The 22,724-nt window shown below is 49.0% G+C and carries 19 protein-coding genes; 3 read left to right on the top strand and 16 right to left on the bottom strand.

From position 1 onward, the window contains the following. Positions 1-8 precede the first annotated feature (8 nt). From C7R94_RS05110 to C7R94_RS05070, 9 genes are all read right to left on the bottom strand, one after another. Positions 9-704 (bottom strand): iron-dependent peroxidase, encoded by a 696-nt coding sequence (locus tag C7R94_RS05110; RefSeq protein ID WP_106778745.1) that lies wholly within the window; start codon positions 702-704, stop codon positions 9-11. Continuing rightward, a complete protein-coding gene (locus C7R94_RS05105) occupies positions 695-1,972 on the bottom strand; it encodes a normocyte-binding protein (RefSeq protein ID WP_106778744.1) in 1,278 nt (425 codons plus the stop codon). The genes C7R94_RS05110 and C7R94_RS05105 overlap by 10 nt, the downstream gene beginning before the upstream one ends. Continuing rightward, positions 1,969-3,864 (bottom strand): PP2C family protein-serine/threonine phosphatase, encoded by a 1,896-nt coding sequence (locus C7R94_RS05100; RefSeq protein ID WP_106778743.1) that lies wholly within the window; start codon positions 3,862-3,864, stop codon positions 1,969-1,971. The genes C7R94_RS05105 and C7R94_RS05100 overlap by 4 nt, the downstream gene beginning before the upstream one ends. Positions 3,865-3,884: 20 nt before the next feature. Next, on the bottom strand, positions 3,885-4,724 hold the full coding sequence (locus C7R94_RS05095) for a PP2C family protein-serine/threonine phosphatase (protein WP_106778742.1): 840 nt from the start codon (positions 4,722-4,724) through the stop codon (positions 3,885-3,887). 5 nt (positions 4,725-4,729) lie between these two features. Beyond that, positions 4,730-5,260: an FHA domain-containing protein gene (locus C7R94_RS05090; RefSeq protein WP_106778741.1), complete on the bottom strand. Its 531-nt coding sequence runs from the start codon at positions 5,258-5,260 to the stop codon at positions 4,730-4,732. Between the two features lie 69 nt (positions 5,261-5,329). Next, positions 5,330-5,884 carry an FHA domain-containing protein gene (locus C7R94_RS05085; protein ID WP_106778740.1) on the bottom strand — a complete coding sequence of 185 codons (555 nt, stop codon included), beginning with the start codon at positions 5,882-5,884 and terminating at the stop codon, positions 5,330-5,332. Between the two features lie 193 nt (positions 5,885-6,077). Further along, positions 6,078-6,530, bottom strand: coding sequence for a J domain-containing protein (locus C7R94_RS05080; RefSeq protein WP_047071458.1), 453 nt, complete (start codon positions 6,528-6,530; stop codon positions 6,078-6,080). Between the two features lie 102 nt (positions 6,531-6,632). Beyond that, entirely contained in the window at positions 6,633-7,058 is a 426-nt protein-coding gene (locus C7R94_RS05075; protein WP_047071455.1) for a hypothetical protein, read from the bottom strand. A 151-nt stretch (positions 7,059-7,209) separates the two neighbouring features. Then, positions 7,210-9,378 carry a transcriptional regulator gene (locus C7R94_RS05070; RefSeq protein WP_106778832.1) on the bottom strand — a complete coding sequence of 723 codons (2,169 nt, stop codon included), beginning with the start codon at positions 9,376-9,378 and terminating at the stop codon, positions 7,210-7,212. Positions 9,379-9,928: 550 nt separating this feature from the next. Here C7R94_RS05070 and C7R94_RS05065 point away from each other — a divergent pair. After that, complete coding sequence (locus C7R94_RS05065; RefSeq protein WP_106778739.1) at positions 9,929-11,965, top strand: VWA domain-containing protein; 2,037 nt, start codon at positions 9,929-9,931, stop codon at positions 11,963-11,965. On the opposite strand, the gene C7R94_RS05060 is transcribed toward C7R94_RS05065, so the two are convergent. Further along, complete coding sequence (locus C7R94_RS05060; RefSeq protein ID WP_106778738.1) at positions 11,946-12,872, bottom strand: serine/threonine protein kinase; 927 nt, start codon at positions 12,870-12,872, stop codon at positions 11,946-11,948. The genes C7R94_RS05065 and C7R94_RS05060 overlap by 20 nt on opposite strands. A gap of 98 nt (positions 12,873-12,970) precedes the next feature. Here C7R94_RS05060 and C7R94_RS05055 point away from each other — a divergent pair, with 98 nt between their 5' ends. Further along, positions 12,971-13,342 carry a VOC family protein gene (locus C7R94_RS05055; protein WP_106778737.1) on the top strand — a complete coding sequence of 124 codons (372 nt, stop codon included), beginning with the start codon at positions 12,971-12,973 and terminating at the stop codon, positions 13,340-13,342. Positions 13,343-13,415: 73 nt separating this feature from the next. Here the strand turns inward: C7R94_RS05055 and C7R94_RS05050 are convergent, their stop codons facing one another. Next, entirely contained in the window at positions 13,416-14,636 is a 1,221-nt protein-coding gene (locus C7R94_RS05050; RefSeq protein ID WP_233220482.1) for an MDR family MFS transporter, read from the bottom strand. Between the two features lie 147 nt (positions 14,637-14,783). On the opposite strand from C7R94_RS05050, the gene C7R94_RS05045 reads away from it, so the two are divergent. Continuing rightward, positions 14,784-16,637, top strand: a complete 1,854-nt coding sequence (locus C7R94_RS05045; RefSeq protein ID WP_106778735.1) for an SgrR family transcriptional regulator — start codon at positions 14,784-14,786, stop codon at positions 16,635-16,637. Positions 16,638-17,055: 418 nt separating this feature from the next. Here the strand turns inward: C7R94_RS05045 and nagA are convergent, their stop codons facing one another. The 5 genes from nagA to C7R94_RS05015 all read right to left on the bottom strand — a co-directional run bounded on the left by nagA (position 17,056) and on the right by C7R94_RS05015 (position 22,715). After that, the gene (gene nagA / locus C7R94_RS05035; protein ID WP_106778734.1) at positions 17,056-18,225 is read right to left on the bottom strand and encodes an N-acetylglucosamine-6-phosphate deacetylase; all 1,170 of its coding nucleotides are present in this window, start codon (positions 18,223-18,225) and stop codon (positions 17,056-17,058) included. A gap of 44 nt (positions 18,226-18,269) precedes the next feature. Further along, positions 18,270-19,349, bottom strand: a complete 1,080-nt coding sequence (locus tag C7R94_RS05030; RefSeq protein WP_106778733.1) for an NAD(P)H-dependent flavin oxidoreductase — start codon at positions 19,347-19,349, stop codon at positions 18,270-18,272. A 54-nt stretch (positions 19,350-19,403) separates the two neighbouring features. After that, the gene (locus C7R94_RS05025; protein WP_106778732.1) at positions 19,404-20,420 is read right to left on the bottom strand and encodes a VOC family protein; all 1,017 of its coding nucleotides are present in this window, start codon (positions 20,418-20,420) and stop codon (positions 19,404-19,406) included. A gap of 205 nt (positions 20,421-20,625) precedes the next feature. Beyond that, the gene (locus C7R94_RS05020) at positions 20,626-21,657 is read right to left on the bottom strand and encodes a FecCD family ABC transporter permease (RefSeq protein ID WP_106778731.1); all 1,032 of its coding nucleotides are present in this window, start codon (positions 21,655-21,657) and stop codon (positions 20,626-20,628) included. Positions 21,658-21,659: 2 nt separating this feature from the next. After that, the gene (locus tag C7R94_RS05015; RefSeq protein WP_106778730.1) at positions 21,660-22,715 is read right to left on the bottom strand and encodes a FecCD family ABC transporter permease; all 1,056 of its coding nucleotides are present in this window, start codon (positions 22,713-22,715) and stop codon (positions 21,660-21,662) included. Positions 22,716-22,724: the final 9 nt, after the last annotated feature.

Below are 22,724 nucleotides of genomic sequence, written 5' to 3'. Positions count from 1 at the left end.
ATTGCCGCCTAATACAGTGCAACACTGTCGATTTGCATCGTTTCCTCGACATCCAAAATGCCGAAATGGTTTCGCCAATAAATCTCTGTATGGAACCGAACCGGTAGAAAAATATCCTTGATTAAAGCGAGCTTGGCATGTGCGGTTTCACTCTCCGACTGCCCGACGTAAATCAGCAGCTCATCTTTTTCTTCGCAATTGGCGTAAATGGTAGAGTGAGAGAATATTTTTCGCATGGTATCCTTGAGCAGGTACACCGCTTCACCGGTCTCATACAAGCGCAAAATATTGCCTGCGATAATCTCTCGCTCCTCTTTGGTAAATAGTCGGATATTTTCCTGTACCCGACTGCCGAACAGCCCCGCTTCCAAGTCGCGCAATACAAAGCGGATGTGGTATTCACGCTTGTTCATCCCTTGCGACAAATCGATCTCGGCCAGCAAATGGATGATGATATCAAACAAGGTATGCCGAAGCTCTGCATCGTCCGAGTAATTGGCATCAAAAAGGTCACGGAAAATATCATCGAAGCGGTAGTACGGATTCACCTCTACTGTCTTTTCCACCGTTTTGGCGTTGATGGCCTCATGACTCAGCTCCATGTAGGGCGAATACACTTTGGCCGCTTTGAACTGGATGTCTTTTTTGGCGATCCCGGCGCGTTTTGCACGAATAACCAAATCCCAGATGTAATTCAAGCCCATTCTCCTTCACACTTGTATTCCGGAAAATACATCTGAACCTCGGAGACGAGAAAGCTCATCATGTCTTGGAGAATAAAGCTGTTCGCCCCGCGTCTCCGAAAGCCGAGAGCCATGATCTTCTTGTCGTTTTCTACACGGACGTTATCGCTAATAAACGGATTCAAACCGTATGTGGCGGCAGGCCGATTGTTTTTATCCCGGATCTCTACATTCACTAGCTCCAGCTGATCAGCCGCCTCAAAGGAATGGACAATTCGGATAATCTCTCCTTTGGCTCGTACGGTCATCGCCTGCTTCCGCGCATAGCTCCCAATAAAGCTGTTTTTGCGACGATTGGACACCAATTCGTAATCGAGTCTTCCGATCCGTGTCGTGACTGGCTGCGTAATTTTGCATACGTTCCAAACTCCCGACTTCTCCTGAGGGGAGACGATCGTCAGCTCTTCCGGTGACCGCTTGATGTAGCGAATCAGCTCTTCATCTCCATCCACCAAATACCCGTGCTCACTGCCTGTCTTGCGTAACGACAGGACATGCTCGAAGTTCACCCGGTCTATAGCAGGTACGGGAAAGCCGATGTTTTTTAAAGCCAAACGTTCGATGTTCCACAACGGGATCACATCCAGCTTTTTGTAAGGCTCCCACTCATCGAGGGTAATCGACATTTCCAGTATCTCTTCGTCTTCTGTAAACGTACCCTCACAGGCAACCAAAATGACATCGAAAAACTTGCTGGCGTAAGGGTGATTCACCGTTTTCCACGGCATCCCGTTCTTTTGAAACATGTTGTACAGCTTTTCCAGCTCATCCATATACACACGACTTTGTTGCAGGCGCACCTCGATTGGATAGTGATTGCCTGCCGTGTTCAGACGCCCCTTGAAGGTTCGCTTGCTCATCATCAGCGCCTGAATCTTGTCGTATTCACATTCTAAAAAGATCGTCATCATGACCGCTTCTTCCCGATTGCTGAGCCTGACCGCCAGCTCTTTGCGATCGCATATCTTCTTTTCCTCATCGCCAGGGATCATCGGGTACAAATACTCGTGGATCGGGTCAAAGTCATCACGATGACAGAGGGTTACGTAGATGTCATGCTTATCTTCCTTGTCCTCGATCTCGGTAAAAACACGCTCCTCCAGCTTCTTCTGCATCTCCTCCTGATACTCGACCAGGTTGAGGAAGACACCGTTCATGATCTGCTTGAGCAACCTGCGCTGCTCCAGCTCCTCCATTTTGTTCAAACGATCCAGTACGATCTCTTTCATGGCGTTTTCGCTGCCTCCTCCTGTGTCGGATTGGCTTTAGCTGGTGGATTAGCTTGCGGTGGCTGAACTGGCTGAGTCGCCGGAGCTGTCGCGGCTGGCGGAATTGCTTGAGTGGTCGGCACGACTGGAGGCACCGGATTAACTGGGACTGTCTGGTGAACCGGGGCCGTTTGGTTATTCGGCGCCGACTGGTTCACCGGTGCCGTCTGATTTACAGGAGCCGTCTGGTTAACTGGTGCGGTCTGGTGAACCGGGGCCGTTTGATTCACCTGAACTGCCGGTGGTTGACTCGCAGCGCTCGTCCCTTGCACAGGTGGCTGTCCTGCTGGCGCACCTGCCGAAGGTGGAGCAGCAGGAGGATTCAGCTTTTCCTCTGCCTTTGTCACCTTGCGTTCCATCGCCAAAACTTTCTCCAGCACACCAATCTCCTGATAAATTTCCTGCGCCATCATATACGACTGGATCGCTCCCTCGAAGTCTTGTGCCGCATAGCTCTCGTCGCCTTGCTTTTCCAGCTTGTCGCCGTCGAGCGTCTTCTTTTCCTTATCGATGCCGGTCTTTTTGGAAGCCACCTCGTCTAGCTTGGTGCGAAGCTCCTTTTCTCCTGTTACAAAAGACGTTTCCAACGCCAGCTTGCGCGCCTTTTGGTAATAGGCCTCCGCACCAGCGTAATCCTGCGCCTCAAACAAGAGATCGCCTTCCTTTTTCCACTGCATGACGAGCACATACGATTGCGTCTTTTCTTTTTTCTCCAAAATCTCCGGTTCGTTAAAATCATCGCGCCCTTTCATTTCCTTGAGCGCCTTGTCGTACTTATCCAATGCTTTGGCGTACTGCTCATCCTTTACAGCCGTATCTCCATCCACGATCAACTGTGTAATGCGGATCTTTTTGGCCAAGAGGGCAGCCTGAACTTTGTTTTTTACAATATTTGCGGCATTTCGTGCATCGCTGTATGCCTTGAGTGCCTTCGGATAATCTCCCTCCGCAATGAAAGCGTCTCCGGCTGTTTCATGCTCAAACATCCCTGTCGCAGCATCCGCGATGCGCTCCGCTTCCTTCATCTTGTACAGCAGAGCTCCGCCTCCAGCCAAGGCAAGCACGAGAAGGATGAGGGCCACCCGTTTGATTATCCGCCATTTTTTTTGCGGGTCTGTCTTAAAAATTTTGTTCGCAAAAATAGCGGCTGCCGTGTAGTTTTGAACGATATGCTCTTGCTTGCTCAAAAGCACATCCTCCAGCGTATCGATCCAGGCTTCAGGATCTTTCGCCTCTTGAAGCCCGTCCTGCATTTCAGCCGGATTCACTTTCTCCCACAGACCAGGGGTGGCAAGCAGAAAAACATCACCGTCATAGAGCGGAAGCTTCTTGGAGACAAACGGACGAAATTCATTGGGTGTCCCCAAATAGCTCAAGAGATTATGTCGCTCCTCGTGCTGATCAAGCGCGTCCTCTGCGATTTCCTCCCCATCCACCATCTGTTGGGCAAGACTCTGATCCTTGCTCTGCCATTGCAATCGGCCATTGCGAAACTGATACAGTCGGGTGTTACCAGCGATCCCGTACCTCACTCTGGCATAGTCCGTTACGACTACGGTCAAGCTCGCTTTTAGCCTAACGCGATGGCTCTCGGCTTGCAGGACACGATGGGCCTCCTGCAAATAGCGGCGAATGCGATACCGCGAAATGGACGGCTTTTGCAAAAAGTAGCCCAGAACACTTTTGGCCGCCAACTCTGCACTTTCTACTTCCTGATCATTGTCCAATCCGCGGGCGATTACCCAGCACGCGATATCATCCAGCTCGGCGTAGGCAAAGTAATCCTTGTTGCGAACAAAGCTGCCTGATTCGGATAGAAACCCGGTAATGAATTCACTGTTGTCCTTTCTCATTCGTACTACCCGCTCCCCCGTTACCAGCCTTTTTCCAGGATGAGAATGGTTGCATTGTCCTGATTGGCTTTTTGCTTGCTTTCCACCGCTTCAATGATTTGGTCAGCCGCGTCATGGGCAGCGATATTTTGGAATAAAACCTGCTCCAGCTCCATCTCGGTTAACGTATCATAGACGCCGTCACTGCACAGAATGACCTTGTCTCCCTTCTCAAGAGGAAACGGCTCACGGCCAATTTCGATATTTTGAAAATTCTCGTAGCCCAAGTAGTTGATCAGCTGTTTTTTCTGCGGATGCTCCAACGCCTCGTCCTTCGTAATCTCGCCGGACAGAAAACGAGCCTCCAGCACCGACTCATAAATGTCTTTTTGATTGATCGGGATGAATTCTCCATTCCGGAAAACGGTAATGATACTGTCTCCAACTGCTCCCCAATACAGCTTGTCCTCTACGATTACACCAGCGACCAGTGTTGTCCCACCCCGACTTCCTCTCAGCGCCTGCAAAATCTCCGAATTCGCAAGAGAAGCAGCCCGGGAAAAGAAGAGGGACATATGCTTCGGGTTGTCCAGCTTTGTAAACTCGCGGATAAATGTAGTCACGGCAAGCGTTGAAGCAAGTCTGCCGTTAGCCAGTCCACTGATTCCATCAGCCAAGACCGCAATCGTCCCATGAGACGATGTTGCTGTCGAAAAGTAATCATCCTGTTCTTCTCGTCTGCCGATCGTCTGTCCATTTCCGATCTGGATGACGGGATTCATTTCTTGCCGGATCAAAGCTGCACGCAGACGAAACAAAAGAGTAATGGCAATAATCACGCCAAGGACGATAAGATACGGGATTGCGCCCTGTTGAAACATGCTCATCATTCCTTGCCTTTGTTAGAGTTGTCCCACTCGAAGTGAACTCCGCACAGCGGGATGAAAATAAAGGTACTCTTTCCGAGCTGGAGAACATCGTACGCAGTGAGCTCGACTGGTGTGTACACCGCTTCATTGTTATGATAGGCAAGTCCCGAAGCATCGCCCGGGAGCAAGTAAAAGTTGCGTTTTTTCGGATCGTAGACAATCACTGCATGATTACGGCGAGAGATCGTGTTGTCTCCGACGATTCGGATATGCATATCCTCTGCGCGACCGATGAAGTTCTTCTCCGCCATAATGCGGTAATCTTGACCTTGTTGCGGCCCCTCAATACATACCAGCCATCCGGTAACAGGTTCGATCCCTTCTGTTTCTCCCAGGTATGGCATCGTCTTATCATCGTCTGCCACTCTCGCTGATGCTTTGTTGTCCGATTTCGCTCCAGGCTCAACGACCATACTGCAATAAGGGCAGGTGCTTCCGTGTTTTCTGGTGCTAAACATGTGACCATTCGCGCATCTTGTCAAACTCATTCTTCTGCTCCCCCGTTTCGTTCCGTGCAAGGACGATATGTATGTGTAAAAGCGATGTTTCCCCCGTTGTTATTTCAGCAACAAGCGGGTATTGGCTATGTAAATGATGTCGCCAGCCTTCACTTTATGCGGCTGTTCGATTTCCAGCTTGCTCTTGTCGCGTTTGTTCGGCTGCTTGATGCCTGTGCCGTTTTTGGAATGAATATCCTCGATGAACCAGTCCCCGGACGCTTGATTCAGAACCGCGTGCTGCTTGCTGATCAAGGCAGCGTATTCCGCGTCCGCCAAGTCGATGTCGACCTCGTTTTGAGCGGAGCTTTTACCGATCAACAGGGATGTTTCCCCTTGGATAAACCACTCCTTCACGCTCTCTCCCTCTTCATCTAACAGAACCAGTTTGGTGACGCCATCCACTTTTTTGGGCGCCGGTTCGTCAGGGCTTCCGAATTTGACGATAATGACCCCGAACAAAAAGAGTCCGAAGGCAATTCCTGTAAAGATTTTCAGGGTGTTGCTGTCCGTATAACCAAATACATAAATAAGTGCACTAATCACAAGAATGGAAATCAGCAGCTCTATGAGCTTCACTCTGATGGACTTTTGATACCCTTTTTTCTTCGCCACGTCTTTCCCCCCAATCAACTACCTCTTGCATGTAAATCGTGATCAAAAAACGAATTTTTGAACTTCGTCTTATGAAAAATGCTCCGAGCTTTGGGAGAATGGTGTATGTATGGACATCCATCCAAAGACAGGAGCAGGTTGCTACTACCTCTATGTCATGAAAGAGCTGTCATCCAAGCCCGATTTTTCCCTCTTATTTTTTCTTCATGCGGAAAAACTGTTCAAACATATCCGTCGTATCCAGTGGATTTTTCTTTTCGGATTTCATGGTGTTTGGATTAATCTCGCCTGTCTTCGGATGAAAACCAAAAAATCGTTCAAAGGTGCTTCCCAAATCTTCGAAGTTCACTCCTGGCGCAGACTGCGCTTGCTGTTTGCTTTGTCCTTGTTTTGTACTGCTTGTATGACTGGTCTGTTGTTGTTTCTTTTGTTGAAAAGCCTCGTAGCGTGCGTCGTACGCCTCGCGCAAGGCCGGGTCCTGCAATGTCTGATAGGCCTCGGTAATTTCTTTAAAAATTCGCTCTGACTCACTGCTCCCGGCATTGACATCCGGATGATGCTGCTTTGCCAGTTGACGGTATGCTTTTTTGATGTCATTCGTGGAAGCTTGTTTGGTTAGCCCCAGAATCTCGTAATAATTTTTCATGCGCGCACCCTCTGTCTGGCAATGATTTTGGTTATTTTGTAGAGCCGTACCTCGAACACGGCTTTCGAGATACGGCTCTTCCTACCTTACTTGTTTCAAAACCTAAACAGCGTAGCCGCCTTCGATTTTGGTGAACTCGGTTTTGTCTTTCTTTTGCTTGATGAAGAGGCTGAATGTTCCTACACCCTCGGTATCACCGAAGCTCTCGGTGTAATCTACTACGAATGCGTTCGGGAAGTAGATTTTGCGGATCACTTGATCAGCAGCGATTACTTCCAGAGTCACTTTGCGGTAGCAATCCGCTTTTTCTGCTGGTACCAAGGACCAGAGAGCCAGCTTCATGGTGTCATCTGCACTGTCGCCGTCTGTTGCGGTGATGATTTTGCCAGTAATTCTTAGCGTTGCACCTACATCTGTAGAGCGTGCGTTGGAATCGTCTGGTGTGTCAGTGTCATACTTCACTGTTTGGATGTTGTCCATGCCCAGCTCAATTGTTTCAGAACCTTCTACTTTGAGTCGAAAACCCATGAATAAAACCTCCTTGAAATGAAATCTTGCTCTCGAAGTACCTGATTGGCTTCGAGGCTTATGTGTAAGGGTGCGTTTTGGGAAACACACCTCTAACCACCTGCGTAATGTGTCAAAAAGTTTCATAAACAGCTCTCCAGGGGATCAAATGCTATGCTTTGACCGGAGTTGTACCTTTGGTGATAGTGACCTCCAGGTTTTTCACATTGCCGTTGAACACCAGATCGATATGGCACAGATTGCTCTTGTCATCGATGACGTAGCTCATGTCATCGCCATCTTGAATGATGGAGTTCACGAAGCCGCGTGTACCCAGCCATTTGCTTTTTTGGCTGCTCGGATTGTTACTGAAGAACTTCACGATGTTGTCGTGTTTGAAATCACCCGTCTGGAAGCGGAGAATCCGCTCGATATAGGTGCTGACCAGTGTTTTATAGATGGAATCAAAGCCGTCCTCTGACATGGCGAGGCTGCGTGCCTTGTACACCGTAATGCGCTTGATATCTTTGCCTTGGATTTGTGCATTTTCCGAAGAGAAGACGAATCCAAAGTTTTTGCGGTTGATGGAATCTTTGATGTTGTTGGTGAAGCCGGAGATTTCTTTGGCCATGGTGGTAACAGCACGCAGTCCGTTTTCACCTGCTTCGATGTCAAAGCGCACACCCGGATATTCGCGGCTAACCACTTTGAATGTTTCGCGCAAGTATTCTGGACACTGGTACGCTGCTACAATCCCTGCTGCTACATAGCTCGCACCGACGTAAACACCCTCGATCCACAGCTTCAGGACGTCTTCTTTTTCCTGGGACAGCTTCACGCCATCTTCGGTTTGCAGCATTCTGCTGTCGATAACAACCCCTGATTTGTCTTTTGGAATAATCGTGAAGTTCGGAATGCACGGGATCGCGAATTCACTGAATTCTTTGCGCACCAGGATTCCGCACTTGTCGATGTATTTATCTATACCCGCTGTCGCCATGCTGTTGAAGGTCGTTTCTTCACCGGTACTGAAGCTGAAGAACACTTGCACCTTGAAGTCCTTGACGACCTGGAGCAGCATAGTGAGCGATTCCATCGTATTGCCGTCCTGCTTGACGACTTTTTCGTTCCCACGGAAACGCTCGCGAGTCACTTTTGCTTTTCCGGCGGAATCCATATCAACAGATGGAACGATTCCGAACCAGATCGTATCCGTGAAGTCGTTTTTCGCGTTGACCGTGTTCAGGTAAGTTTCCAGACGTGGAATGTTGCTGCTTTTCACGAGCATGTCGAGCTTCGTATTCGTGATCAGCATCGCTGGCTGCATCCCTTTGTTCTTGGTCACGTACTGATCGAAGAACATCTTCACGCCCAAAATTTTCTCAACCAAAGGCTTCACCGTTTTTACGAAGTCGTCCTTGGCATTTTTGTAAAACTCAAGATACGTATTGTAATTTTGTACTTCTGTCTCAATGTTGACTTCGGTATGTACCGTCGGAAGTGGGCAGAAGGTGCGCACCACAAGATCTTTTACATAGGAGGATGGCGTCTCAGTGATCGACTCGTAATCCTCTTCGAAAACGTTCATCAGTCCGTTTCCGCTGTTTTCATCGAGAACCATCAGCTCGCGGCTGTCACTCTTCGGTGCCTCGATGATCTTCAGTTCGCCGTCTTCCCCAATCGTCAGCATCCCGATCTGAATCGCTTCGGATTGGTTCTCCTCTTGAGCGCCGCCCAAGAGCAGTCGTGTTTTGATATCTTCAATCGCCAGCGGCAGCATCGCCATGACGTTGTTGTAGTTTTTGCTGGCATCCTCGAACATCGTGTTCAGCTTGTCACCGAGATCGAGCTTCTTCGGATCGCCATCATCGAGCTTTTCGTAATGGCCGTACAAGTAGTGAATCTCTTTGCGCACCTGACGGATGTCATCCATCACTTTTTTCGGGGAAATCATATCGAGCAAATTCTCGAATTTGAAATCCACGTTGGTGATCCCTTGGCTGCGCTTTGTATCAATCAGGGTAAACAGCATTTTCAAGAAGTCGTTGCTTTGATCGATTTTGATCTCGGAAATCGCATCCTCTGCAATTCCGTCAGGTTTTTTCAAGGTGTACATCACTTTTTGGTTCGCTGCATTGTAGAACGAATACACACTCGGGGAGAACTTGTCCAAAAACTCATCGAAGCTGCGCACGAGAAGATGCTCGTTGATCTCCTTGATCTTGTCGTCGCTGAGACTGTCGATGCCTTTTACATCTCCAACAATGGTGATCAGGTCCAATTTTTCCGGGTTGATCTCTTCGAACAGCATGGTTCGGTTGGTCTGGTTAATAATGTCCATAAATGGCCCCTTTCTGTTGTCTGCATAACCACTTAGTCCTACTTGATAAATGATGAGTCCTACTTCACGAATAAAAATACAAAACGTGACATTTATACCAAAAACAAACAAAAAATCTTGCCTCTAAATTAAACTTTGCCCGCATTATTTGTCAACATTCCGCATAGTGTGACATTTTTCCTATACCAATGTGACCATTCTCAGTATTTAGACCCATTTTATTCCATAAATCTTCCTTTTCTTGGATTCCCGTTTTATGCTGAAGACACAGAGTCTCCTTTCCTAGGTCTTCGAAAAAATAGGGATAAGCCTCGCCTTGCCCACTCTCTTACTAGGAAAGAAGCACAAGGACTGATAGATAATTCTCCCTAGTTGCCGCTGGGGAGCATTATGCATTCACCTCATATTTACAAAAATGGGTGCAATTAACTTTTATATACATCGGCAATATGAAACCGATCTTTTATACGAACAATCATTTATAGGTAAATCGTCCCATTTTAGTAAGTCATGAACTTTTTAAAATTTTTTTCAGAAAAAAGGTGAATGTATGCACAAAAATCGTCAGTCAACCGTCTCTATGCCGCCACTTTTTCGAATGGTGGTCATCGGACTGCTCCTCCCTATGCTCTTTTTGTCAGCCCCTCTTACTGCTGGGGCAAACGGAACAGCAGATGCGGGAGTAGACGCGGTCTTTGTCGTTGATACGAGTAATTCCATGAACAAAACAGACCCTGGCAAAACAGCCGCAGAGGTCATGAGTATGTTCATTGATATGAGCGAAGCCACGCGTACCCGCATTGGCTTTGTCGCCTATAATGATCGAATTGTACAAGCTCAGTCTCCAGCGAGCATGGCCGAAGCAAGGAATCGGGAACAGCTCAAGCGAACCATTCAAGGGTTGCGTTACTCTGGGTATTCGGATTTGGGACTCGGCTTGCGCAGAGGGGCAGAGATGATTGAAAAAGCAAAGGACTCGGCTCGCAAGCCATTTTTGATCCTTCTGTCAGACGGGGGAACAGATTTGCGGCAAAACGCGAGTGGCAGGAGTATGGCAGGATCCAACAAGGACGTGGAGACAGCTATCTCGAAAGCAAAAGCGCAAGGCTATCCGATCTATACGATTGGCCTCAATAGCGATGGCTCCGTCCAAAAGGATCAATTGAAAAAAATCGCAGAGGCAACAGGCGGAACTTCCTTTGTCACACAAAGCACGGATGACCTGCCCGAAATCTTCAATCAGATTTTTGCCAAGCATATTCAATCGCAGCTCGTATCAGTAGCGGCTATGACAGCTACCGGGGGCTTGCAGGAAGTGACCGTGACTATTCCTAACTCCAGCATGCAGGAAGCGAACATCATCCTGTTGTCCAACAATCCGCTGCTGGAATCGCAAGTGTACTATCAATCGCAAAATGTTCATTTTATGAAATCGAAAAAATACTCCCTGATGAAAATAGAAAAGCCGAAGAAGGGGAACTATCTCGTTAAATTTAGGGGCAAACCTGGGGATTTGGTGAAGATCAATTTACTAGGGAATTACAGCTTGATGGCTGGTGTAGAGGTCAAGCCTGAACCTGTTATCAAGGGGAATCCTACCACGTTTACTTCCTATCTCCACCATCTGGAAGGACGTCTAGATGACAAGGATGTGTACGCATCCATGAAAGCAGAACTGATCGTAAACGATCTCGCGGGGAAAAAAGAAGAGAAGGTCCCGATGAAGAATCTTGGCGATAGCTTTACAGTCGACTACGTCTTCCCTCACACAGGCAAGTACCAGTGGAAAATCTTTATGAGCGGCCCGGACTTTTATCGCGAGACGGCTACAAACGTTTATGACATTACGAATATCGCGCCAGTTGCTGCCTCGGTCAATACCTTGACGATCGAGAAGGAAAACGGCGAGCAGGCTATCGATTTGGGTTCATTCTTCACGGACGCCAATAACGACAAGCTGACCTATACCATCGTCACCGCTGATCCGGAAGAACGATTTGTCGCTACGATTCAAGACGCGGCTCTGAAGCTGTCACCAGAGAAAAGCGGTACATCAGAAATCACCATCACCGCCACGGATGCAGAAGGAGCAAGTGTCACAGGCCCACTTGTCATTACCGTGCACTCGGTGTGGGATCGCTACATCACCATCGGCATGATTGTGTTGCTCGTAGCTGCAATCGGCTACGGTGTTTACCTGCTTACACGTCCCAAGCCTGCATTTGTAGGTCGTCTGGAGGGTTATTTCCTGCACACGGCAAGCGGCAATGACATCCCCGTCAAGTTTTGGCCTCTCGCCTCCTTTGGCAAGAAGCAGCGGATCACGTTGCAGGAGCTATTCACCAGTTTGGATGTGAATGAGCATTTGCCCGAAGCGCAGAAGATTTACTTCCAGCCGGGAAAAAATCAGACGTTGCTCTTGGTGAATCATAGTCAATGCACAATTGAGCGGGGCAAGGAAACCATGCCCCGACATAAAAAGCTCGTCCTCCAATACAACGACAAGGTGTATGTGACCTTCGAGGATCGGATGACCGAGATCGAAATTCGCTTTAAGAAATCGTCGTCTAATGAGGAAGCTTCCTAAGAGAGAAGCGAGCCTTTCCCTTCCAAATCAGATGCTCTGCACGAATCGCTGTCGCAAAAAGCTTGAGTGTGGGGCATCTTTTTTTTGAGTCGACGGCCAATCCCCACATAATGACATTAGCCAGCAGCAGCGGAACATCAGGGTTCCGTGTTCGAATCGACGGCAAGGTATCCTCAATGACTCTTGCCGCCACATCAACGGGACGCTCTTTGGTCAAACAGTAATACAGCGTGGCAGCCAGGCTGTAAATATCCGAGACTACTCCTTGCTTGGATTGACCCGAGTAAAACTCAAGCGGTGAATATCCCTCTGTCGTCACAATCGGCTTGGGTTCATCACTCACGAAGTAAATCGCGGAGCCAAAATCGATCAGCACAGGCTGGCCAGCTTCAGTGACCAAGATGTTCTTGGGCTTGATATCGCGATGTATGATGCCTTTTTTGTGCAAATAGTCTAATCCGTCACATATCGGAAGTACCGTCTGATGCAAAAATACTCCCAGATCAAGCTCGGGTTGGGCCAATACATACTCATCCAGCGTCTTTCCTTTGCTATAGTCCACGACGAGATAACCTGTGCCATTTTCGGCAAAATGGTCAATGTATCCGATGATATTTGCATGATTGAGTTCTTTGTGTAGGGATGCCTCTTGCCAAAAGCTGTCTAGCAGCCTATCGAATTTGCTTTTTAACGTTGGCTTGCGACAAATGACCTTCACGTTATCCAAATCTCGCATAGCCAATGCTTGAGGGAAAAACTCCTTGAGAATGAGCGTCCTCTTGCTTTTCATATGGTAGACCACATACACATTCGACAGCCCACTTGTGGAAATGATCTTTTTGATCCGATAAGCTTTTTGCAGGATCGTGCCTTTTTTCAGACCTCTTTCCCGTTCTACCTGCCCCATGTCATGGCCTCCCCTATCTTTCCTCTCAAAAAATGATAACGAAAGATGGGGGATTCTGGCAATATGAAGAATAAGAATGGAGAGGGGAATGATTGATCATGGCACATTTGGAATCGTTGCTTCACGTACAAGTTCCCGTAAAAAATTTGGAAGAGGCCATTGTCTGGTACTGCAATCACCTTGGCTTTTCCTTACAGGCGCGGTATCGTACTTCCGCTTTTCTTGCTCTGTCTGCGGGACCCACCTTGATGATATGGGAAACCGATGAGCAGACGTCCACAACCTTTACCGTTAATCATCAACCCATGCCTGTCTTTTTGTTCACCACTTCCGATGTGCATGCACTCCATGATTATTTGCAGACCCATGAAGTCTCGATTACCCACTACCAAAACGATGGCTTCGGATGGGTGCTCAAGTTTTTTGACCCGAGCGGAAACATGTGGGGAGTCATTCAAAAGAACAACTAGTTAGTTGGATATGGAAAAAAGAAAAAGAAGCATGCCTCAACAGCGTGCTTCTTTTCGATGTAACGCACCCTATTCAAATTATAGCTTGAGAAGATTTTTCACAGCTTTTTCTTTGCTGTTGCCGCTGCTCCCATAAGTGCTGGCCGCGTTGATAGAACGGAAGCGCGATAAAGGTCAACAGCATAAGGATCGCGAAAATGAGCTGCCCTTGTCCAAAGCCGAGTACCTGGAGCAACACCCCGCCGATCCACGCACAAACACTCTGTCCAAGGAAGGCAAAGCCGCTGGCGCCGTAATATGCTCCACGTAAATGCTGGGGAGCGATCTCCCCGATGAGGATATCTCCAACGACAAAGCATAAGATTTCGCCAATCGTAAACACCACCATCGACACAGAGAGCCAAAACAAATTCGTAAATAGCCCGAAACCGAACAGCCCCAGTCCAAACAATAGACAGCCCAGCTTCAATGCAGTCATCGATGAGTACCGCTTCATAAACTTGGCAAGTGGATATTGGAGTGCTAAAACCGAGATGGTATTCACAACAAATAAAAAGGAATACGCCTCGATTCGATCATGCCCAATGTACTGGGAGAGCGTGGTGTCCAGATGCGAGTAGGCACCAGCAACGAATAAATTCCCGAGCAACAAGTAAAGAAATACTTTGTCTGTAAAAACAATGCGTGCCATCTGATTCATGGTGACTGGATCAGCAGCCACGTCCTTCTTCCACTGTTCCTTGAACATGACCATAAATACCACCAACACAGCTGCGTACACGGCAAAAATGATAGCTGTGACAATGAACGGCAACAAGGATGTGCTTCCTGCTCCCAATTGCAAGCCGATCAACGGACCGATTGCTCCACCCAGGTTAATCGCGAAATACCTAGCGTTGAAAACAGCTGCCCGCTGATCATCTGTCGTGACATCTGCCAGCAGGGCCCGGGCTGTCGGCTCAAATACGTTTCGAAAAAGACCGTTGCAAGCACTTAAAACAAAGAACATCCACGTCTCCGTCGCAAAAACGTATCCGATCAAGACGATGCTCCAAGCTCCCATCGCAGTGATCATCACTGGATATCTGCCCAATCGATCTGACAGGGCTCCCCCAGCAAAGCTGCTAATCGTTCCAACCAGCAAGCTAAGTGCGAGGATCGAACCAACGATCGCCGGATCAATTCCTTTTACCTTTCCTAAGTAAATGCCCAAAAACGGAAGCGTCATAAAAAAGCCTGTACGTGACAAAAATGTTCCGATAATGACACCCCATGCTACTGGATGAAATCTCATTCTCCCCATCTCTCTTTCCCATTCCCGTTTGTTATCTCTCGTGTTATCTTCAGTATATGGAACTAGAAAAAGGGGAAAAAGGGTTCGGTTTGAGTGAATCCGATCACCTTTTTTAGCATGCATTTTAATTGAGAAATGGGGGCCAGCATGGTTACCGTTCTGCATTTTTTAGAGCTTCGTTCGTTTTTTCATCAAGAAGAAATCGGGAAACCGTTCCCTGTTACCATCGAAAAGCTGGCCGGGATTTGGCATTGTACGCCTCGTTATGCCAAGTTGATTGTCCGTAAGTTAGTCGAGCTGAGTTGGGTCGAATGGAAGGCGGGACGCGGGCGAGGGAATGTATCGGTCATGACGCTTCATGCTGATTCCGATGAGATCCTTCTTGCCGAGGTCAAGCTGCAAATAGACAAGGGCGACGTCAAAGAAGCAATGGAGCTCATGAATCGCTACGGAAAAACAGCCGTCAAAGACCAGGTCATGGATTGGCTCTCCGAAGGAATGGGCTTCTTACGCCACTCGGTATCGAACCGTTCACAAGATGTCCTGCGCTTTCCCGTGTACCGCAGGATTGTCACGCTGGACCCTGGTCTGGTTTACTACCACTTCGATGCACATCTCGCGGGACAAATTTTCAATACACTCGTCCATTATGATCTGAATAGTCGTTCGATTTTACCTTCCATCGCCCACTCATGGGAAAGCAGTCCAGATGCTACAGCGTGGACCTTTTATTTGAAAAAAAACGTGCTGTTTCATCACGGACGTGAGCTGACTGCTCATGATGTTGTCTTTTCCCTGAATCGGCTTCGCTTGCATCCAGACACGTATGAAGCAAGCTGGATGTGTCGTGACATAGATCAACTCATCGCCATTGATGACAGAACCGTGCGCATCCTCCTAAAAGAGCCGAATTACTTGCTTCTGAGGCTGTTGGCGACGATACCCGCAAGCATTGTTCCAGAAGAAATTGTTCGGCAGGATGAAAAAGGCTTTGGAGAAAAGCCAATTGGAACAGGACCCTTTCAACTGGTGCGCCTTAACGAGGGGATCTGTATTTTAGAGGCATTTCCTGCTCATTTTCTGGGAAGGCCTCAGTTGGATCGTGTGGAAATTTTGATCTTCCCCGAGTTGGACATGGGTCGCCTAAAAGAACCGAATTGGGCATCTGTAATGGTGTCGCACGGTGTCCAGTCAAAAGCACTGGCATTGAAGGAAGCTGTCATTCAGGATGGCCAGGACTGGTGCGATACGGAGGCTTTTTTTTCCTGCTGTAATTTGCTTGTTTTTAACCAGTGGAAGAGCGGTCCGCACAATCATTTCAAGTTTCGTCAGGCGCTTGATCAGCTGATTGATCGGGATCAAATGATTGCCGATTTGGGCGGTGATCGCATCTACCCAGCAAAAGGCTTCCGCACGTATCACCCTGTTTTAAGAGAGGTAAGAGCGAGAGAGAACGAGCAGCCCTGCCTTGCTGAAGTTATGTCCCTGCTACAGGAAAGCAACTATCAGGGAGAAACATTGCGTCTCGTCACCACAGCCTACCATGAAGAAGATGCGCTATGGATTCAACAACGATGCGGCGATTATGGCATTCATCTGGAAGTCGATGTAAGAGAACCATGGGAATTTTCGAATCCCGATTGTTTGCCCGAACATGACTGCCAGCTATACGGCAATGTGTTTAGCAGCGATCAAATTAGCGAGCTGGAGATGTACTTGCAAAGAAATTACTTTCTCCCCGCATTTGATGAATCGTTGGCTTTGGCTATCAACAAGGAGATTCGCTTGACGTTTCAGGAACCAGACCGGCTTGCTCGGGAACGCCATCTCGCCAGGATCGAAGCCATGATCAAGGAAAACTATGCTGTCTTGTATCTGGTTCAGAAAAAGACTCTTACGTCGTTCCACAAGTCTCTACGAGGCGTGTCGATCAATTCGTCGGGGTGGTTGGACTTTCATAAAATATGGTTTCAACCGGATGCGTTGCAGCAGCAGTTATGAAAAGGGGGTGCGGTGGGGGAAGAAGTGCATTTCCAGTCTACGCTTCGGCCTCCGCCCCGCAAGGAGTATCACTGTCCGCTTCGGAAAAAATGGCGGGAGCGCTTCAAACGTAGAAGTTTCGAGGAAGTAGTCCATAAGTGAAGCTGAAATTCCCCGCCTTTCATTTCTACGCTGGGGAGGGCTCCAGAGGCGCTTGGACTGGAAATGCACTTCTTCCCACGCGGCTTTTGTTCACACCATTTTGAAAGGTCATCCTAGAAGGAGGCGTTATGAAAGCTCTCCCTGAGAAAGACCTTCGAAACTGGAAAACATGTGGCAGGGCTTCTCCCCGACCACACTCCTAGAGTACATCTTTATTTTTTCATGCGAAAAAAAGCAATCCAAGAGCGACCTTGGACTGCTTTTTTCTATTAAGAAACTATTTGGACTGGTGATAGACTTCTTTACCCGCAACAAAAGTCATAGCCACGTCAAATTGTGTATTCAATACCGTAATATCTGCATCATACCCTGCTGCCAGACGTCCTTTTCGCTCGCCAAAGCCAAGGATGCTTGCTGGTGTCAGGGAAGCCATTTCTACTGCATCTGACAAAGAGACACCGCTCAGCGTTACCATATTGCCGACTGCCCGATTCAGCGTCAGGATGCTTCCGGCAAGGGTTCCATCAGCGAGCTTTGCCTGATTGTCATGGACGTGAACCTCTTGACCCCCAAGGTCGTATGTCCCTTCGCCCATCGCGGCTGCCCGCATGGAATCGCTGACGAGCGCCAGTCGTTCTGCCGTTTTGACCCGATACAAAATCTTCATGACTGCTGGATGCACATGGATGCCATCTGCGATCAGCTCTGTGCTCAACTGCTCGTGATACATCGCGGCGCCCACTACACCCGGCTCCCGATGATGTAGCCCTGTCATAGCATTGAAGCAATGTGTAAAATGGCGTACGCCGGCATCTACGGCTTCCGTCGCTTGGGCGAACGTAGCTCCTGTATGTCCAGCAGACACGATAACATCGCGTTCTTTTAACCACGCAATCGCTTCAAGTGCTTCCGGTTGTTCTGGGGCGATCGTCACGACCTTAATCAGACCTTCTGACAGTCCGTATAGCTTTTGCACTGCATCGAGCTTGGGTATTGCGATGTTTTCTTCTTTTTGCGCTCCCTTATAACGAGGATTGATCCACGGGCCTTCCAGATGGATGCCGATCGCTTGTGCACCCGGAAGCCCCTCCCTGCTGTACTGCGCGATGTTTACCAGCACCTGCTCCAATTGAGCATAAGGAGCCGTCATCGTCGTCGCCAAAAAAGACGTCACCCCATGCCGCGCGAGTGCAGTAGAGATGGCCTGAAGGGATTCCGGCGTCCCATCCATCGTGTCGTATCCGTCAATCCCATGCATGTGCATATCGACGAATCCAGGGCAAATCCAGCCATCCTCTACTGTCACCACATGATCTGGCAAAGCTTTTCCATACTCATCAGCCTTGCCAGCATAGGTGATCGTTCCATTTCCCACGACTACGAGACCATTATGCAATTCCTGTCCATCTGCGACAAGGTTCCCCTTGAGAGCATATTCCTGGCTCAATTTGATTTCCTCCGTTTGTAGCGTGGCTTCGTTGCGCGCTTATTCTACTGGGGATGCCCGAGACTGCTGCAAATTCTCGTCGTCTCCGCTGCCAGCTTTTCAACAAGCTCACTCGCGCTGATTTCTTGGCTGAGTGGAGCTGCCTGCCCCGCCCACATCGACATGTAAGCAATTTGCTGCTGCTTGCCCGCTGCCGCTCGAATGTCTTTGGTCAGGGCATTTTGCACCGGATAGGTCGGGAGCTCGTGGTCAAGTGGGGCGAGTGTGGTCATAAACTCATTTTGAATGCCCCTTGCCCATTTTCCAGAGAACGCACGTGTCATCACGATGGACTCTTCGCTCGTCTCCAAAATTGCTTTCTTGTGCAGGGCATGTGCTCCGCTCTCCTTGCATGTCAGAAAGGCCGTTCCGAGCTGTGCCGCGTGTGCCCCGAGGGCGAGTGCTGCTGCGATCCCCCGCCCATCCATGATCCCACCAGCCGCGATTACAGGAATCTTGACCCGATCCACTATTTGCGGGACGAGCGCCATCGTTCCAATCATATTGCTTGGTGAGTCCGGTAAAAAGGAACCTCGGTGCCCGCCTGCTTCGCTGCCTTGGGCGGAAATCATATCGACTCCGCTCGCTTCCAATGCAATCGCTTCGCGAACGGTTGTCGCCGTTCCGATGACAGTGATTCCCCGCTGCTTCAGCTCTGCCATCAAGCGATGATCAAGAACACCAAAGGTAAAGCTGAAAACGGCAGGCTGCTCCTCCAAGACGACAGCCATCTGCTCAACAAACGGCTCTGTAAATTGCGTCACCTGTGGATTGTGCGGGATGCCCAATTGATCTCGCACATCATTCATTGCCCGGGCAACGCCTTCTGCGATCGGCTGGTCGGCATCGAAATCTTCGGGAATGAACAGATTCACGCCAAACGGTTTGTCCGTTAACGCCCGAATGGACTTGATCGCCTCACGAATCTGCTCAGGAGACATATATGCGGCACCAAGCGTTCCGAGTCCCCCTGCTTCTGAGACAGCGGCTACCAGGGCAGGTGTGGTCGCTCCCCCTGCCATTGGCGCCTGAATAATCGGCCATTTCAAATGTAAACGCGAAGTGATTGGATTGTTTGTCCACATGGTTTTTTCACTCCTCAACTTTTTGAACAACCGCTTTTATTGTTTACTCGTTAATTAGTCGTCGCTGTGAATCCATTCAAGAAACTGAGCCAACACCCGGGCAGTTAACCCCCAGATGACACGTCCATCCACCTCGTAAAACAAATGCTCGATCTTCCCTGTTCGCCACGGATATCGCTTGCCACCCGGGATCAGATGATAAGGAAAATCCTCTTCGGGCTCGGTCATGACAGTGGAAAGATACTTCGCTGGCTGCGTTGCCAACAGACGATCGAGTGGAAGGATAAAGACCTCACCGACCTCGTCTGGATTCGGCTCCATATCTGGAATCCCTTCCACGTATCCAATAAAAGGCGAAATGACGGAGGAGCCCGGCCCAATCACCTGATCGAGCTCGCCTACATAATGAATGCGGTCAAGTGGAATCCCCAGCTCCTCACTCGTTTCCCGAGCAGCCGTCGCCCAACGGGATTCGTCGCTCTTCTCAGCTCGCCCTCCCGGAAAACATACCTCATTAGCCTGTCGTCTCATCGTACTGGCTCTTTTTTCAAATAAAATGCCTAGCTGATTGTCAGCCATTTTGACAAGCGGTAGCAAGACACTGTATGTGCCGCTCGTCCCTCGTTGACGTTCTTGCAATCTCTTGGAAATCTCCCTGATGGCAGGAGCAAGGGAATCCTCCCCTGTTTCCTGTGGCAAGTACTGAGAGACCTCGATTAAATTTTGATCCGGATCACGTAAATATACCGAACGAATTGGCCCGATGGCCCCTGTTCTTTCAACAGGTCCTTCCACCAAATGGACGCCGCATGCATGAATATGCTGGATGACTTGTTCCAGTGGAAGCGATGTGATAAGACACAAATCAGCGGAGCCTGCAACTGGATGCATCGCCTTTGGCTCCCATTCTTGTCCGATTTGATGCAAATTGATTTTTTGCTGGCCGAAGTGCAGGGCCCTCCTGCCGTCGCCAAAGGTAACAACCTTCATACCCAGGACTTTTTCGTAAAAGTGACAGGTTGCCTCGATGTCTTTTACCGTCAAAACCAGGTGGTCTAATCGATCGATCATATGCCTTTACTCCTTCTCGTCCCGATACATGCTCATGCTGTTATTATAGCAAACACAAGGCGGTTGCTTCTTCTCCCCATTGTCCTCCAACAATTCCCTCTTTTCAATTCCCAAATTGCCTAATCCCCACTTCGCCCTATAAAAAAACGAGCGTCTCCCTCGTACCTAGACGGGAAAACGCTCGCGATATTCACCATTTGCGAAGCTATGCTTTTGAACGTGCCAGCAAGTACAAGAAATACGGAGCACCGATTACGGCTACAACTATACCAGTCGGAATCTCTGACGGCTGCATGATCCAGCGACCGATGGTATCAGCCACGATGACCAATAGCGCGCCAGTCAGCGCTGATGTAGGCAAGAGCATCTCATGCTTTGGCCCTACTAATCTGCGGGCCAAATGCGGACCGATCAAACCGACAAAACCGATGCCTCCACTCACTGCCACGCAGGAAGCGGCAAGCCCGACAGCGGCAGCCAGCAGCTTCAATTGCTCTTTGGCAACGGGTGCACCCAAGCCTTTCGCCAATTCTTCCCCCAAATTGAGCACGTTCATGACACGTGCTTTGTAAAAAACATAAGGGATTAAAATGGCGAGCCAAGGCAAGAGTGAAAGAACGAACTTCCAGTTGGTCCCCCAAATACTACCGGCGAGCCAAGTCGCCACAAACTGGTACTTGTCCGGGCTCAGCTTCAGCGTCAAGACAATCATCGCGGCACTCATCCCAGCCGCCACGGCAATCCCCGTCAATACGATACGGGTCGGAGACAATCCCTTGTGCCTTTTATAAGACAATGCGAAGATCAGCGCTGCTGTCACACTGGCTCCAAGCAACGCCAACACTGGCAGCAAAAAAACAGGTGCCGCAGACGTTGACGGATAAAACGAAATGAACAGCATCACCATCAAGCCAGCACCAGCGTTGATCCCTAAAATACCAGGTTCAGCCAGCGCATTCCGGGAAATTCCTTGAATAATACACCCTGATACGGCAAGTCCTGCCCCAATCAGGAGGGAAATCACAATCCGCGGCAAGCGGAATTCAAACAAGATCAGGCTTTGCTTGTCTGTTCCAGAACCGATTAGCGTCATCAGCAGATCGCTTGGTGACAATCGTATGTAGCCTGTGTTCATACTGATGATAAACGCCACGAAAATGAGGATAGCGAGTATCGTCATAACCGCAAAGGCTCTATTTCTTTTGCGGGTTTGGTAATGGGAAAGCATTTGCTGCATCATTACATCTCCCTTCTTTCTTTACGCGCCAAGTAAAGGAAGAACGGTACACCAATTAGCGCAATAAGTGCCCCTAACGGCGTCTCATACGGCGGATTTACCATTCTTGCGGCCAAATCGGCGAAAACGACGAGCAAGCTGCCCAAAATAGCAGAGCAAGGAATGATCCATCGGTAATCGACTCCAACCAAAAAGCGGGTCAAATGCGGAACGATCAATCCAATAAAGCCTACAGCCCCAACAACGGCGACTGCTGATCCAGCCAAAATCAGAACGATGATCATCCCTGCCAGTTTGACTAACGCCGTGCGCTGCCCCAATCCTTTTGCAACATCTTCTCCAAGACTGAGCATCGTGATGGAGCGCGACAGCATCATCGCCCCAATCAGAGCTGCGACAATCCACGGAAACATGACTTCGAGCTGAAACCATTTGGTTCCGGCCACACCGCCTGCATACCAGAAGGCCAAATCTTGTCCAATTTTAAAGTAAAGCGCAATCCCTTCGCTTAACGCAGACAACAGTGCGGTCAATGCGGCACCCGCCAAAACGAGGCGCACCGGAGTCAAGCCGCCTTTTGCCAAGGAACCAATCCCGTAGACCATACCTGCCCCAACGCCAGCACCCAAAAAGCTGTAGAGAATCAGGTACATGAATGGCAGACCCGGGAAAAAAGCGAAGCAAAGAGCCAAAACAAATCCGGCACCTGCATTCAAACCAAGCAATCCAGAATCTGCCAACGGATTGCGTGTCATCCCTTGCATAATGGCACCTGCAACAGCGAGGCTGGCCCCGACCATTGCACCGCCGAGCAGACGCGGCAAACGAATCTCCTGAATAATTTGATGTTGGGTAATATCTGGATTAAATTGAAAAATAGCTTCCCATACAACTGCGAAGTGGATGTCGGCTGCTCCAAATGACACAGACAAAAACATTCCTAGTATTAATGCGAAAACTCCACCGGTCAAAATGAGTGTCGCTGCCCAAGGGCGAGAGCGAAACGCAACCGGCTTTCCGTTATTCCCCTCTTTCAGGGAATGTGCGTGTTGACTCATACGTGCCAC

Source organism: Brevibacillus sp. NRRL NRS-603 (genome assembly GCF_003013445.1).
Taxonomy (GTDB): domain Bacteria; phylum Bacillota; class Bacilli; order Brevibacillales; family Brevibacillaceae; genus Brevibacillus; species Brevibacillus formosus.
Note: the sequence above shows the minus strand (reverse complement) of the source record. Positions and strands in the feature narration are given on the sequence as shown.

Bases quoted from the DNA above. Each gene is read 5' to 3' on its own strand.
- C7R94_RS05105 (WP_106778744.1), bottom strand. From the start codon at position 1,972: ATGAAAGAGATCGTACTGGATCGTTTGAACAAAATGGAGGAGCTGGAG.
- C7R94_RS05050 (WP_233220482.1), bottom strand. From the start codon at position 14,636: ATGAGATTTCATCCAGTAGCATGGGGTGTCATTATCGGAACATTTTTG.
- C7R94_RS05080 (WP_047071458.1), bottom strand. From the start codon at position 6,530: ATGAAAAATTATTACGAGATTCTGGGGCTAACCAAACAAGCTTCCACG.
- C7R94_RS05025 (WP_106778732.1), bottom strand. From the start codon at position 20,420: ATGATCGATCGATTAGACCACCTGGTTTTGACGGTAAAAGACATCGAG.
- C7R94_RS05020 (WP_106778731.1), bottom strand. From the start codon at position 21,657: ATGCAGCAAATGCTTTCCCATTACCAAACCCGCAAAAGAAATAGAGCC.
- C7R94_RS05060 (WP_106778738.1), bottom strand. From the start codon at position 12,872: ATGGGGCAGGTAGAACGGGAAAGAGGTCTGAAAAAAGGCACGATCCTG.
- C7R94_RS05100 (WP_106778743.1), bottom strand. From the start codon at position 3,864: ATGAGAAAGGACAACAGTGAATTCATTACCGGGTTTCTATCCGAATCA.
- C7R94_RS05095 (WP_106778742.1), bottom strand. From the start codon at position 4,724: ATGTTTCAACAGGGCGCAATCCCGTATCTTATCGTCCTTGGCGTGATT.
- C7R94_RS05030 (WP_106778733.1), bottom strand. From the start codon at position 19,349: ATGTGGACAAACAATCCAATCACTTCGCGTTTACATTTGAAATGGCCG.
- C7R94_RS05075 (WP_047071455.1), bottom strand. From the start codon at position 7,058: ATGGGTTTTCGACTCAAAGTAGAAGGTTCTGAAACAATTGAGCTGGGC.
- C7R94_RS05110 (WP_106778745.1), bottom strand. From the start codon at position 704: ATGGGCTTGAATTACATCTGGGATTTGGTTATTCGTGCAAAACGCGCC.
- C7R94_RS05055 (WP_106778737.1), top strand. From the start codon at position 12,971: ATGGCACATTTGGAATCGTTGCTTCACGTACAAGTTCCCGTAAAAAAT.
- C7R94_RS05070 (WP_106778832.1), bottom strand. From the start codon at position 9,378: ATGGACATTATTAACCAGACCAACCGAACCATGCTGTTCGAAGAGATC.
- C7R94_RS05090 (WP_106778741.1), bottom strand. From the start codon at position 5,260: ATGAGTTTGACAAGATGCGCGAATGGTCACATGTTTAGCACCAGAAAA.
- C7R94_RS05015 (WP_106778730.1), bottom strand. From the start codon at position 22,715: ATGAGTCAACACGCACATTCCCTGAAAGAGGGGAATAACGGAAAGCCG.
- C7R94_RS05045 (WP_106778735.1), top strand. From the start codon at position 14,784: ATGGTTACCGTTCTGCATTTTTTAGAGCTTCGTTCGTTTTTTCATCAA.
- C7R94_RS05065 (WP_106778739.1), top strand. From the start codon at position 9,929: ATGCACAAAAATCGTCAGTCAACCGTCTCTATGCCGCCACTTTTTCGA.